The organism is Aurantibrevibacter litoralis (assembly GCF_034651555.1).
Classification (GTDB): Bacteria; Bacteroidota; Bacteroidia; order Flavobacteriales; family Flavobacteriaceae; genus Aurantibrevibacter; species Aurantibrevibacter litoralis.
Genome location: NZ_JAYEEQ010000019.1, coordinates 58,052 through 71,658 on the forward strand (window position 1 = coordinate 58,052; position 13,607 = coordinate 71,658).

Annotated in this window: 12 protein-coding genes; 11 read left to right on the forward strand and 1 reads right to left on the reverse strand. The window is 39.2% G+C overall.

All coding sequences use genetic code 11. The annotated features are described in order from the left end of the window. Complete coding sequence (rbfA, locus tag U1E44_RS13930) at positions 1-393, reverse strand: 30S ribosome-binding factor RbfA (protein ID WP_322931713.1); 393 nt, start codon at positions 391-393, stop codon at positions 1-3. Positions 394-484: 91 nt separating this feature from the next. On the opposite strand from rbfA, the gene mce reads away from it, so the two are divergent. The 11 genes from mce to U1E44_RS13985 all read left to right on the forward strand — a co-directional run bounded on the left by mce (position 485) and on the right by U1E44_RS13985 (position 13,469). After that, positions 485-925, forward strand: a complete 441-nt coding sequence (gene mce, locus U1E44_RS13935; protein WP_322931714.1) for a methylmalonyl-CoA epimerase — start codon at positions 485-487, stop codon at positions 923-925. A gap of 37 nt (positions 926-962) precedes the next feature. Beyond that, a complete protein-coding gene (locus U1E44_RS13940; protein ID WP_322931715.1) occupies positions 963-1,604 on the forward strand; it encodes a hypothetical protein in 642 nt (213 codons plus the stop codon). A gap of 270 nt (positions 1,605-1,874) precedes the next feature. After that, entirely contained in the window at positions 1,875-5,810 is a 3,936-nt protein-coding gene (locus U1E44_RS13945) for a two-component regulator propeller domain-containing protein (protein WP_322931716.1), read from the forward strand. A 197-nt stretch (positions 5,811-6,007) separates the two neighbouring features. Then, positions 6,008-6,829 (forward strand): hypothetical protein, encoded by an 822-nt coding sequence (locus tag U1E44_RS13950; protein WP_322931717.1) that lies wholly within the window; start codon positions 6,008-6,010, stop codon positions 6,827-6,829. A gap of 28 nt (positions 6,830-6,857) precedes the next feature. Beyond that, a complete protein-coding gene (locus U1E44_RS13955; protein ID WP_322931718.1) occupies positions 6,858-7,082 on the forward strand; it encodes a hypothetical protein in 225 nt (74 codons plus the stop codon). 86 nt (positions 7,083-7,168) lie between these two features. Further along, complete coding sequence (locus U1E44_RS13960) at positions 7,169-7,924, forward strand: hypothetical protein (RefSeq protein WP_322931719.1); 756 nt, start codon at positions 7,169-7,171, stop codon at positions 7,922-7,924. A 159-nt stretch (positions 7,925-8,083) separates the two neighbouring features. Next, a complete protein-coding gene (locus U1E44_RS13965) occupies positions 8,084-8,422 on the forward strand; it encodes a hypothetical protein (protein WP_322931720.1) in 339 nt (112 codons plus the stop codon). Between the two features lie 109 nt (positions 8,423-8,531). Then, the gene (locus U1E44_RS13970) at positions 8,532-8,912 is read left to right on the forward strand and encodes a hypothetical protein (RefSeq protein WP_322931721.1); all 381 of its coding nucleotides are present in this window, start codon (positions 8,532-8,534) and stop codon (positions 8,910-8,912) included. 294 nt (positions 8,913-9,206) lie between these two features. Then, positions 9,207-9,758: a hypothetical protein gene (locus U1E44_RS13975; protein ID WP_322931722.1), complete on the forward strand. Its 552-nt coding sequence runs from the start codon at positions 9,207-9,209 to the stop codon at positions 9,756-9,758. Between the two features lie 2 nt (positions 9,759-9,760). Further along, entirely contained in the window at positions 9,761-10,384 is a 624-nt protein-coding gene (locus U1E44_RS13980; RefSeq protein ID WP_322931723.1) for a hypothetical protein, read from the forward strand. 19 nt (positions 10,385-10,403) lie between these two features. Then, positions 10,404-13,469, forward strand: coding sequence for a hypothetical protein (locus tag U1E44_RS13985; protein WP_322931724.1), 3,066 nt, complete (start codon positions 10,404-10,406; stop codon positions 13,467-13,469). The last annotated feature ends 138 nt before the right edge of the window (positions 13,470-13,607 follow it).

Consider the following 13,607-nt stretch of genomic DNA (forward strand, 5'->3'; position numbering starts at 1 on the left):
CTAGGCTTTTTTTCTTTTTTCCAAAAGTTCCCTATTCTTTACGGGGTTTTCTTCTCCCTTCAGCGATTTTTCAATCTTTTCTATGTACTCCAAAGAATCATCAATATAAAATAAAAGTTCGGGAACACGTCGCAACTGGTATCGGGTGCGTTGCGATAGCTCGTGCCGTATTAAAGGTTGATTAGATTTTATTCCTTCCAGCAATGCGGCACTATCTTTAGCCGGAAAAACGCTTATATATACCTTGGCAATAGAAAGATCGGTGGTTACAGCAACTTTAGTTACCGATATAAGGGTGCCGCGCAATCCGCCATCGGTAGCGGCACGTTGAAGAATATCGGCAATGTCTTTCTGAATGATTCCGGCAATCTTTTTCTGTCGTTGCGTTTCCATAGTGCAAAAATACATACAATATTGCGTATTTTAGGTTTCAAACTAAAAATCCGCTTACTTTTAAGGCTTTTAAGCGCAAACTAAGGATTGTATGGAGAAAATAGAGCATATCGGAATTGCCGTAAAGGATTTGGAAGCGTCTAATACGGTTTATAAAAAATTATTGGGCGTGGCACCTTATAAGCGCGAAGAAGTACATTCGGAAAAGGTAATTACATCCTTTTTTAACGTTGAGGATAGCAAAATAGAATTACTCGAAGCCACAGATGCGGACAGTGCCATTGCCAAATTCATAGACAAAAGAGGTGAGGGTATTCATCACATTGCGTTTGCCGTGGCAGACATTCGCGCGGAAATGGAACGGCTTCAAAAAGAAGGCTTTACATTACTGAACACGATACCGGTAAAAGGAGCAGACAACAAATGGGTGGCATTTGTACATCCCAAAAGCGCTCACGGGGTGCTTATAGAAATCTGTCAGGAAATAGAAGTACCTAAAGAGGAATACCCTGAGGGTAACATCCCAATCTAGGCGGAATTTCCTATATTTAGAATATAAAAATATACGAATGAAAAAAATTATTACAACTGCAATAGCTTGCTTGGCTTTGATGGCTTTTAGCAAAACCACACTACAATCGCAAAAGGCAACTTCTACCGCCACTTTAATGCATACCTCACAGGTGATGGATACCTCAGGCGCCAAAAAATTCTGGGATACACTGAAACGCCATTGCGGCAAAGCCTATGAAGGAAATCTAAACAGTGGCGCTGTCGGAGATGATTTTAAGGGTAAACAATTGGTAATACACCTTCTTTCATGTAACGACGATGAAATCCTAATTCCGTTTAATGTGGGAGATAACCGTAGCAGAACGTGGATTTTAATATACAAAGATGGCCGAATTCAACTAAAACACGATCATCGCCATGAAGATGGCACATCAGACAAGGTAACGATGTACGGAGGCACTACCAGTAATAGTGGGCTGCCCGGATTGGCTGTGTTTCCCGCAGACGAGGAAACCGTAGGCGTTATCCCGGCTGCAGCAACCAACGTCTGGTGGATTACCGTAAATGATACGGCCTACACCTATAATTTAAGACGAATAGGTACCGACCGTTTATTTTCAGTTTCCTTTGATCTTACCAAGGAAATTGAAACGCCCAAAGCTTCTTGGGGTTGGGAAAATTATCCTAGCTCTAGGTAGCGCCCTCGGCAATTTTAGGTAGAAGTATATTCAACGTGTTACGGTTTTGTAAAGATGGATGAAAAATCGTAACTTTGTTAAAGTTCCCTAAATATAACATCTCTAAAGCGACTAAAATCTCTTCGTAAATTGAAGTGTTTTTTCGCTTTTTAGAATAAATTATTTAACGACAGTTTTTTCTGTTATTATTGATTTATGAAAGTATTGGGACAAATCGCGAAACGTATTATTTTCCATAATAAATGGGCTTATTGCTTCGCTGTAACCTGTTTGGCAAACTTCGTATTTGCCCAAAACCACACCACCTTTAGGCAATTATCTATCAATCAAGGGCTTTCCCAAAATAGTGTTATTTCTATTGCTCAAGATAGTACAGGCTATTTATGGATGGCTACCCAAGATGGCCTAAACAAGTACGACGGGCGTACTTTTAAGGTGTACGATTTTCAGTTTGAAGATATTACCAATTATGAATATAGCCATCTTGGCAAAGTGTATGTAGATCGGGTTGGTACAATTTGGATTATTCCAATTTCTAGAATTCCCCATTACTATGATCCTACATTGGATGTGTTCCTACCCCTATCTGCAATTAACGACGTAAGTGCCATATACCAAGACAGTCAGCACAATTTTTGGTTTGGCACCTACCATTCCGGTCTGTACCGCATGCGCAAAGAGGATTCCCATGCATCGCAACTGGCAACTTCAGAAAAGATCAATACCGTGTATAGCATTACGGAAGATGCCAAGGGCCGTATTTGGATTTCAGGAGAAGACAGCATCATGGAATACAACACCCAAACCGAAAAATTTGTACCCCATACACCAAAAACCGACATAAAAACCTTGTTTAGTGCTATAGCCATAGATGGCGCCAACCAGGTATGGGTAGGAAGCTATGGCAACGGTTTATGGAAAAAACAAAATGATGAGGATGGTTTTGAAAAAGTGATGCTTACAGAACAAAGTGGCAAACCCTTTCCGGAGGATTTGTATGTGTTGTCATTAGTAAAAGATAGCCAACAGAATTTATGGATTGGCACTTATGGCAGTGGCCTGTATAAGTTTGACCTGGAATATGGTACCTTAGAAAATTTTTCTGTAGCCAAGCACAATCCCCGTACCATTCATTATGACGATATACTCAGTATATATGAAGATTATACCGGAACGCTATGGTTTGGAACCGATGGCGCCGGAGTAAGTTATCATGATGCATTTTTAGACAAATTCAATTATTTTACTAATTATTTTACCCCGGAAAATGTAAATATTGATGTAGTACGAGCCATTACCATAGACCATAGTGAAAATATTTGGATTGGTACCAGTGGAAAGGGACTTAGTTGTTATGATGCGCAAACAAAATCATGGAAAACGTATTTCGCCGATGAAGGAGATTCCGGACTTAGTGACGATCGTATTATGAGCCTTTTTACCGATGCGTCCGGTGACATTTGGATAGGCACTCAGGATGGAGGTCTCAATATTTTATCCAAAGACCGCAAAATAACAAAGTACCTAAACCACCCCACCGCAGCCTTTCCCGGCGTAACCATTTGGCGCATCCATAAGGATCCTAACAATCAAATTTGGTTGGGAACCCGGAAAAGCGGAATCTTTCTTTTTGATAAGAAAAAGGGGGTAATGGCTGCCTTTTCGGCCAAACTAGGGAATTTCCCAAGCAATAATATACGAACCATTATCGATGGGGATAATGACACCCTTTGGATTGGTACCGATGATCATGGGGTATTTCGTTTTAATACAAAGACCTACGCCTATAAGCCACTGGAAATTTCGGAAGATGCACTGAAACGCCTGAGTCAATTTCAGGTGAAAGCACTCACATACGACCAAAACAAGGTGCTTTGGATTGGTACCGGAGGCGACGGTCTAAAGGCGTACAACACCCAAACAAAGGACTTCTATAGGTATACTACCGAAAACGGACTTGCAAACAACGTGATCTATGCGGTAATGCAAGACAATATGAACAATCTTTGGCTTAGCTCTAACAAAGGCATCATAAAATTTAGACCCAATGCAGATCTTTCCCCTAATCCGGAGGTTACCAACTATACCAACTATGATGGTTTATCCAATGAATTTAATACCGGCGCCTATTTTAAGGCCGTAAATGGCGATTTGTATTTTGGAGCCTTAGATGGTATTTATTGGTTTGATCCTTCTCAAATGAAAGAAAGCCATATCATTCCGAAAACCGTCATTACGAGTTTTGAGATTTTTAACGAGCCCCAACCTTTGCAAAACGGAAGGCTTCTAAACGCCAACCAAAACACCCTTACCTTTGGTTTTAGCAGCATGCAATTTTCTTTACCGGAGAAAAATAAATACCAATTCATCTTAGAAGGCTATGAGACCGACTGGCTGGAAGTCGATAATAGGGCTGTAGCACGCTATACCAATCTTCCTTTTGGAGACTATGTTTTTAAAGTAAAATCGAGCAATTACGACGGCACATGGAATGAAACGCCTGCAGTTTTTAGCTTTACTATTAAAAAACCTTGGTATTTAAGTGCCTCTGCCTTGGCGTTGTATGTGCTTTTGTTTGGATTGCTTGGATATGCCACGTATTTCTACTTTAAATCTCGCTGGAAAATGCAAACTGAGTTAAAAATAGAATCGGATCGCTCGGGCCGCTTAAAACAGCTCAACGATTACAAGACCAAGCTATACATCAATCTTTCGCATGAATTTAGAACACCTTTAACCCTTATTTCTGCTCCTGTTAAAAAATTACTCGGTCATAAAAACATACCGGAGGATGCTCGTGCAGATTTAAGCCTGGTAGCCCGGAATTCAGATCGACTTATGAGCTTGGTAGATCAGCTTTTAGAACTTTCAAAAGTGGAGTCGGGCTTTGTAAAGTTACGGGTAACATATGCCAATCTGGAGCTTTTTTTAAATGCACAACTGGCTTCGTTCATTCCGTTGGCCATAGAAAAAAAAATAACGCTTACCCCAATCCTTACCCAAATTCAGTATGGCTGGTATGACAGTGATGTGGTAGAAAAAATTCTAAGCAATCTGCTTGGCAATGCTATTAAGTACACCCCAAAACAGGGCACTATTCGTTTTGAGGCACAGCAACAACAAGATGTACTCGAAATTACTATTGAAAATGAGCTAAGCGAGATAAAAGAGCCGAATATTGATAAATTATTTGAACGTTTCTACCAGTCCGATACCCAAAATGAAGGTTTCGGGATTGGACTTTCTCTCATAAAAGAACTGGTAGCCCTGCACCGCGGTACTATATCGGCCTCCTATGTGAATGAAAACCGTATTCGGTTTCAGGTACGCCTACCCATAGCCAAGACTTGTTTTTTAGAAACGGAGTTAATCCCGCTACCTACAGAAATATCCCCTAGTGAAAAACTATCCGATTATGACACTAGAGTGAGCCTCGCAAACAAAGCTGCCAAAATGATCTTATTGGTAGAGGACAATCCGGAATTAAGAGCCTTTACGAAAACGCTTTTTGAGAACGATTATAAGGTGATTGAAGCAGAAAATGGAACAACAGGAATAAAAAAAGCCATTCAATATATTCCGGACCTCATTATTTCAGATATTATCATGCCCGAAACTGATGGCATTATATTGTGCCAAACCTTAAAGAACGACGAGCGCACATCGCACATACCCATCATATTGCTTACGGCCAAATCAGGTGAAGAAAGCGAACTCATAGGACTGCAAACCGGCGCAGACGATTATATCCTAAAGCCCTACAATCCCAATAAAATTAAACTTCGTGTTCAGAAATTAATAGAATCCAGAATTAATTTAAGAAACCGCTATCAACAAAATGCTATTTTAAAACCTCATGAAATTTTCATTACTTCCACCGACGAAAAATTCTTTACCAAACTGCAACAGGTTATAGCGGACAACTTGGCCAATCCTGACTTTAATGCGGCGGCCTTCAGTAAGGCTATTGGAATGAGCAGAATGCAGTTACATCGCAAGCTAATGGCACTTACGGGCCTCAGTGCCACTGCCTTTATTACAACGCAACGACTAAAATCAGCCATACCCCTACTACAAAAAAACACAATTACCGTGGCCGAAGTGGCCTATGCCTGCGGATTTAGTTCGCCATCGTACTTCATTAAATGCTTTAAAGAAACCTACGGAAAAACCCCATCGAAATTTATGATGCGTACTTCACTCTAGGCATTTTACTACTACTGTTACATAATTTGCATCATTTGTTACATCTGTTTCATTGCCTGGGTAACGCTGTTACAGCACAGCTATACATTGTTACATCTGTTATGCCCTTTGTTTTTCATTATAACCACATTTGTATGGACATAACAACAGAATTATCAAAAAGAAAAACAGTATAGAACCCTGCTAAATACAAACACATGAAAACAAAAATGATCATTGTAAGTGCCCTATTCTTTTCTATGGTATTCATGGAGACTTCTGAAGCCCAATTTCTTAAAAAACTAAAGAATAGAGTAGAACAAACGGTAGAGGAAACCGTAATCAACAAAACGGCCAATAAAGCCGCAGAAAAGGCAAGCCGATCTATGGATAAAGTTTTCGATGCCAATTTGGGAAGTGGCAAACAAGGAAAACGAGTAGTCCCTGAAAACATCCCGGGATCCTTTGATTTTGAATATCAGTACCGGCTCACCATGACTACCGATAAAGGCGCTATGGATCTCGATTATTTTTTAACTCCGGGGGCATCTTATTTGGGGTCAAAAATAAATGCCGGGATGGAAATGTTTATGGTCATGGACGGAGATGAGAACATTACCTATATGTTTATGGACTCTGGCGGTAACAAAATGGCCACCGCTACCCAAGTAGATCTCAGCGATATCGAAGAGGACGATGAATTTGACACAAGTGGTTTTACCATCACAGATCTACCCAACAAAACCTATTTAGGGTATGATTGTATAGGCAAACAAATGGAAAACGCCGATTATGTGTTTACCCTATATTTCACAAATGATGCTCTTATAAGTTTTAATGATGTATTCAAAACCGATTCAGATCGGGTTCCCCCGGCACTCAGAAGTCAACTAAAGGATTACGAAGGTGCTTTAATGATGTATATGGATATGAAGGACAAGAAAAATAAAGGCAAGAAAAACACCTCAGGCACTATGGAATGTACCTTGCTGGAACCCGTGAATTTCAGCTTCAATACCTCGGGATACACCTTTATGTGAAAAAACTTTTGCTAAAAAAAGGCGAATCATGCGATCCTTACTCAAATCCTTTTTGCTCCTATTGCTTTATATCTTGTTTGCCTTGGGTGCCAAAGAGAAAGCCATGGAAGCGGAAAGCAGTGTTGACCACCGTGGTGCGACATCCACTTTTACACACATCGTTTCAGGAAAAATTGAAAACGGCTGGGATACTAAAATGCGAAATACAGCAACACATCTAAGGGACACATTGATGCTCAATGTAAAAAAATAAAGGGCTGCGCCGTATATGTTACCATATACCAACCGCCTTGTTCTTAAATCACAAAATATAAACCATAACTTAAATTGATATCACTTATGAAAACTTCAACTTCTTTTAAACCGTTTGTACTCGCATTTCTTTTATCGTCCCTTTACGCCAATAGCCAGTTATATGTGGGAGGATCTATTAACAACTGGAACAAGGATGAGGCCCTTTTAGTTTCCCAAGATTTTATGACCGGGGAAATGGAGACATGGGGCAAAGTTGATGCTAATGGAGAAGCGCAACTGGAACTGGCATATGATTTTATGACCCTGTTACAGGAAAAGGCCGAAGAAGCAAAAAAAGATGCCCCTGAAGGGTGGAGTCTAAAATTTAAAACCGTGGCCGATACCTTTGGAAGTGATAGCAGTTCCTTTCCTGGAGAATTTACGTTTGAAAATGGGGATGCCGTGGTGGCAGGAGTGCCCGACTTAATCGTGGGCAACGAAGAAAAGAAAGAGAAATACGGCGTGCTATATTTGGCCAACAGCCCCGAAATGGCAAAATGGCTGTATAACTATCAAATGGGGAGTGGCACCCAGGGTTATTACATTCGCTACTATTTCGTAGAAAAGGATGCCACAGCAAAAGGACAAGTTAGCATTCCTACGGTTTCCCATAGTGGCGAAGAATATGACAATATCACAGAGGTAGACTTACAATTGGAGGAGGGATGGAACATGATTAAATATGAAATAGCCGAGGTTTTTACGTCATCGGACGGCACCGTTTACCCTTCCAAAACGGTACTTACACGTGAAAGATTTTTACCCGAAGGGCTACAATGGCTTGTGCTGGATGACAATTAATTTTTCCGCTCTTTTAGGGAAACGTCCAGCTTCGCAATAAAGCTTGTACCCTAAATGGACGGAAATGCAGAAGAACTAAATTTTACGTGATATCCCCTGAGCTTTTTAATACAAACTGGATTTTATCATCATACATTAATTCTAAGAGAAATACCCGCCATGGAAACACAAACACAAATGCAGAACACAACCGACAAAAATATGGCTATTATCGCCTACATTACCGTAGTAGGGCTCATCATTGCCTTTATATCAAATAAAGACAAAAAAGACGCTTTCACCAGCTTCCATATTAAGCAATCTCTAGGGCTGGCACTTACGGGACTGGCGTTGGGCATTATAAGCTTAATTCCCATTCTGGGATGGATTATATGGATTATTGGGGTTTTTGTAGTGCTCTATATGTGGGTTATGGGACTCATGAATGCCATTAACGGTAAAGAAAAAACAGTGCCTTTTCTTGGGGATAAGTATGGTGAATGGTTCAAAAACATGTAACGCCGAACCCTAAAGGAGAAAAAATTCAAACTTTATTCCCGTTAGGACACCTCAAAAATGGAAAGGATATAAACGAATCACAATCATTAACCCGTAACTCTTAACCACCATGAAAACAGTTCTTTTAATCGTTTTTCTATGCACCGGCACAGGGTTGCATGCACAAACCGAACAACTATTTAGAAATAACGATCCCAATTCGTTAACCCCAAAATTTATCGTAACAAGGACAAAAACAACAGTTTATGCAAAACCCAATGTAAAGTTTGTCTGGAACCAAGTGCCCCTTAATTATGACAATTCGGATGGACGATCTCGATATAAAATGACAGTCACCAAATCGGATAATGTAGCCAATCGCACGTTTGATATCCGGTATACCCATTATAGAATAACAGGAGCCACCACCGGGTACATAAAAACAACCATAAATTTTAAAGACAGTAGACCTACAAAAGTGTTTGAAGATCATTTTAAAAAGACGAATTAGACGCCTTAAAGGGTATATCTAAACACTATAAACAGGTGTAAAAAGGAATCTGCCCAAATAACCTACACCTGTAATTCAACGAAACGACATTGGGCCGTAGTCTTTTTACAGATGCTTAAAATTATGCTGTCTCGCGGGGAGAATATAGGAACGCCAAGGCCATTGCCTTCGTGAAAAAAGTATCAACCCCAACCATTTTTACTAAAAACGCTAATACATACAAAACACTACTAATTTAATTGTATTCTTATGAAACGCTCTTTTGTAAAGCTATTTATTTTCCTTCTTATAACAATGATTTCTTGTAGAGAAACCGCCGAAAAACATACAAAATCCGTAGAAGAGAAAGTTGAGAAATTCGAAAAATCGGCCAAAAAGGAGGGCACTTGGCTTCAGGAGTTAATAGCCACAGAAGCCCATACTGAAGAAGTTCTCCTTTCAAAGTTGCCAAAACAATTGGCAGGAGTTCCATTTAGAAGTTCATCTTCGCCTGCGCCGCAAACAGTTGCCGGGGCTTACAGTTTGGATGCCAATCCCAGTCACGAAACTGAAAACATAAACCTTACCATTATAGACGGTGCTGGAAATTATGGCTTTGGCCACCTCAATGCCATTCATAAAATGATTTCTATGGAGATCAATAACCAAGAAGCAAACGGTTGGGCAAAAACTCAAGACCATAAAGGAAATAGAATTTTACTCAAAGAATCCTTGGACAAAGGCATCCAATTTTCTGAACTAGAGTACATCAAAGACAACCGCTATCACATCACCTTGAGCGGAAGGCGATACGATAGTAAAAAACTGCTTCAGGCAAAAGACGAGTTAGAGAAAGCAAAATTTTAACAATGAACACCTCAATAATTCATAAAATAAAATATCTCCTTGTTAGTACACTGCTGCTCATCTGTTTCAATGCTTGCAAGTCTGAATCCAAACAACCTAATGTTCCGGAGATCAACAATACCATAGAAAAAGCGCTTACAAAACCAAGCGCTCGAAAACCTGTTTCAGAAAAAATACCACTCAACAGGCAAGAGTTGGAAGATACCTTTCCTTTCAGAATAGGCGATTTAGACAGAGATTTTATAAACGTCTCAGAAGATATGGCCACTTCTGAAGGTGCTTTTGGAAACGGAAAAGTTCATTTAAAAATTGCCGATGCTGCCGGGCCTTTAGGTTCTTCAATCATCACAATGTTTGATGTCACCTATGATTTAGATGAAGACTTTCCGCCCACAACCCGGGTTGAAAAAAAATTGCGAAATGGCATAAAAACAGTCAATCGATATGAAACAAACAACCAAGATGCCAGCATCGAATTTATTTATATCGATAGATTTCATATGCTTCTCAGTGCCAAAAAAATGACCCCTGATGAACTATGGAATCTTTTTGAATTTGACAACTACATATCTTCACTACAAGTGCTGGATGACTTTGATAACAAAAACATCGATAGAAATCATTAATTATTAAATAACTCAATCAATGAAACCATCAACAGATAACGGCACCACAAGGCGAGAGTTTATTGAGCAAATGTCTTTACTAGGATTAGCATCTATGTTGCCGTTGTCTTTTTTTAGCTGCGGAAACGATGCTGCGGACATTGACTATCAAGGCTCCGGTCTGGCACCCTACAAAGTCTGGGAAGAAATGTTAATGGCTTTAGAAACCAGTCCGGACCATCTTGAAGGGAGAATGAAAAAATTAATTGCAGAAGGAGACCCAAAAGCAATGTTTCACTTTGTGCGCGATGAAATTTATTTGATGCCTACTTCTCAAAATTCTTTAAATAAAATGGGAGAGTTAATGAAATATGGCATCAAAGGAGTCCTACGATACGGCTTTGCCACTCCTAGAGAAAAAGCCGAACTTTTAAACAAAATGTACAACGATGCAGGAATTAACTCAAGAGTTATTTATGAAAGAACCAACATTCAAGTTGACGAAGTGCCTGCCTTTTTCTTTAGACCTATAGATAGAAGCTTTGCCCCAAAAATCAGCAAAAAAACATTCAAACGTTGGGAAGCTGAAATGAATTATAAACAATCAGAAAACAGCGCTGCTAAAAATGTTGATCAGGATATAGCACAAAGTATTGCCTTGGCTAATGAACTATGGGATGAATTGCCCAATAAAGATCAAATAAATCCTCATAAGTTCGATTTTCGTTGGGACAATTACAGCACGCCAACGGTAGAATTTACCTATCAAGAACAAACAATGTACGCCCACCTTTTTGACCCCAAAGTAAATTTTGGCGCATTGAAAAACGATAATGGAGGCAGTATAAAAGAAGCCGATGAGACAGTATTTGATGACCAAAAAATCAAAATTAGCTTAAACTTTACAGATGGAATTGATTTAAGGGAAGAAAAAGAACTCGTATCGGGCGAATGGTTGGCCTACGAGCTTGTAGGCAATCAAATTGTTGTTAATTTTTTACACGGTTTAAGTCTGCAAGAACAAACATATACCAATATAGGAAATTTAAGAGTTTTTACTCCTGCGCTATCGTTTCAATCCTTTGATATGAATGCAGAAGAAATGGATAAAAAATCATTTCTAGGCAATCCAATAACCTTAGAGGGTAGAACCATAGACCTTTCTGAAAATTCCGCTCAAATAGGCAACCACCCGTTGTTAATAAATGCAGACAAAGATCTGCAAAAAAGTGTAGAGAAAATTGAAATAAAAGCCGTTCCAAACACATACCCTTTGGTAAAACTGGAAGTAAAACCATTGAATAATCAGGGCGAATTTGTTGAAGGGCTTTCGGCAGCAGATTTTGCAATTAATGACAATGACAACCCCATTGCCGCACTAATGGAACGAAACGAACGAGCGCCAAGAATTCTCATTCTTTATGATGGTTCTTTGAGTATGCCGGATGAATATTACGGCGAAAATATGGACCTTTTTATTTCACAACTTGAAAATTCCATTAAAGAAAATTACAAAGGAGCCATCATTACAAAATGGCAAACACCTTCTGAATTATTTACCTGGCTATTAAAAGCATCACAAACCGATAACGACCTGATTATTTATGCCACCGATGGTGATAATAATGATGCATTTGATGATAGAAATATCAACTTTTATAAAAGCGGGCCACCGGCACTCGTGCTCAATGTGTATAATTCAGATCAAAAACACCGTACCGAGTCATTCACAAAAATGGCAGAAGCAACCAATGGAGCGGTTTTTAATGCAAAAGACCAATCTCTGGTTATTGAAAGTATTGTAGAGTTTATCGATTCTATTGAAATTCCCCCCTATGTTTTTACCTATTATGTAACCGACAAAGAAGCAGACCATACAGCAAAAATTAGTGTAGATGCGCAAAGAGTAGCAGCCTCCGCCAACTATGAATTTATCAGTTTTCCTGAAAACGGAATGGCACTTGGGCAAAACATAGCCGGTTTATACTTAAATATAAAAGTAGATAACAAAGAAATAAATCGAATATACGCCGGGTGGGATCCCATTATAAATAGTAATAGAACACCAACAATTACCGATTTTTTAGATGTAAAATGCCATTTATTGGGCAGTGCCATTCTTAGTTTTGAAGGTGAAGGGCCTACTTTTTCAAATGCACTTTCAGATGTGTTAAAGTACAGATTAAGCACAAGAGAATGGGGCGAAGCAGTTATGAATAATGAGATTAAAAAAGCAAGAGAAGCAATAGAAAAAGGGAGTTTTACCAGTACCGATGCTTTTTTACCCTTAATGGCACCCCTTAGCAACCAAGTAACAGCGCATTCATTCACTTTCTCTTCGGGATTAAGAGTAGGTATTATAAAAAATAAAATAGGCCTAGACGGCAGAACTACAGAAACAAATTTTGATTTTGTACCCACTTCAAATTATGTAACATTTTCAAAAAATGAAGAAGATAATTTTAAAATTAACCTCATCAAAACGGCACAACTAGCCATTAGAGAAAAAGAAATATTCCAACAAAGCACCTTTCATTTATTAAAAGGTAAAAATAAAGTTGAGAGAGCAACGGTTGTTAATGAAGAGTGGTTTGTAGAGTTGTATCAAAAAGGTGATGATGCCCTTTTTTGGCGAGAAACTATTTACAGACACGACGGCAGCTATAAAATAATTGATGCCGCTGCACAAACCAAAGCTTTTTGGCATATCAACTCCAAAACCGGAGAACTTTACGGCATATTGCCCAACGGAACCGGCGGCGGTACCAATAGCATAGAGCAACAACTTAAAGAACTCAATCGGGTTATAGATTTATATATGCTTTTATTTACAGGAATGGGAGTAGCCAGCACACCCATTGGCATTGTTGCAACTTACGGAAAAACCCTTGTAAAATTATATGCTATTGTCACAGAAGTGCTCATTATTATGGATCCTACGGGTATGGATGACAAAATAAGCGAAGCAATGAAAGAACTTGCCTGTAACATTCACAAAGAAATAATGTTTTTTTCATTAGGAAAAGTGGGAGAAGTTATGGGCGGATTCGACTTGTTAATTTCGTTGATGGGCGGCGATGGGTTGCCGGGAACAGGTTGTAGTTAAAAGGAATGAATAAATGCTAGAAATATAAAATAAATAGTAACAAATGAAAACAAACACATTATGCAAACAACGGACATAGTATACCACTTTGGCCGGGATAAAGTGAGCATAGCTCGCCGGATGAAAGTGAACCACCTA

Bases quoted from the DNA above. Each gene is read 5' to 3' on its own strand.
- rbfA (WP_322931713.1), bottom strand. From the start codon at position 393: ATGGAAACGCAACGACAGAAAAAGATTGCCGGAATCATTCAGAAAGAC.
- mce (WP_322931714.1), top strand. From the start codon at position 485: ATGGAGAAAATAGAGCATATCGGAATTGCCGTAAAGGATTTGGAAGCG.
- U1E44_RS13940 (WP_322931715.1), top strand. From the start codon at position 963: ATGAAAAAAATTATTACAACTGCAATAGCTTGCTTGGCTTTGATGGCT.
- U1E44_RS13950 (WP_322931717.1), top strand. From the start codon at position 6,008: ATGAAAACAAAAATGATCATTGTAAGTGCCCTATTCTTTTCTATGGTA.
- U1E44_RS13955 (WP_322931718.1), top strand. From the start codon at position 6,858: ATGCGATCCTTACTCAAATCCTTTTTGCTCCTATTGCTTTATATCTTG.
- U1E44_RS13960 (WP_322931719.1), top strand. From the start codon at position 7,169: ATGAAAACTTCAACTTCTTTTAAACCGTTTGTACTCGCATTTCTTTTA.
- U1E44_RS13965 (WP_322931720.1), top strand. From the start codon at position 8,084: ATGGAAACACAAACACAAATGCAGAACACAACCGACAAAAATATGGCT.
- U1E44_RS13970 (WP_322931721.1), top strand. From the start codon at position 8,532: ATGAAAACAGTTCTTTTAATCGTTTTTCTATGCACCGGCACAGGGTTG.
- U1E44_RS13975 (WP_322931722.1), top strand. From the start codon at position 9,207: ATGATTTCTTGTAGAGAAACCGCCGAAAAACATACAAAATCCGTAGAA.
- U1E44_RS13980 (WP_322931723.1), top strand. From the start codon at position 9,761: ATGAACACCTCAATAATTCATAAAATAAAATATCTCCTTGTTAGTACA.
- U1E44_RS13985 (WP_322931724.1), top strand. From the start codon at position 10,404: ATGAAACCATCAACAGATAACGGCACCACAAGGCGAGAGTTTATTGAG.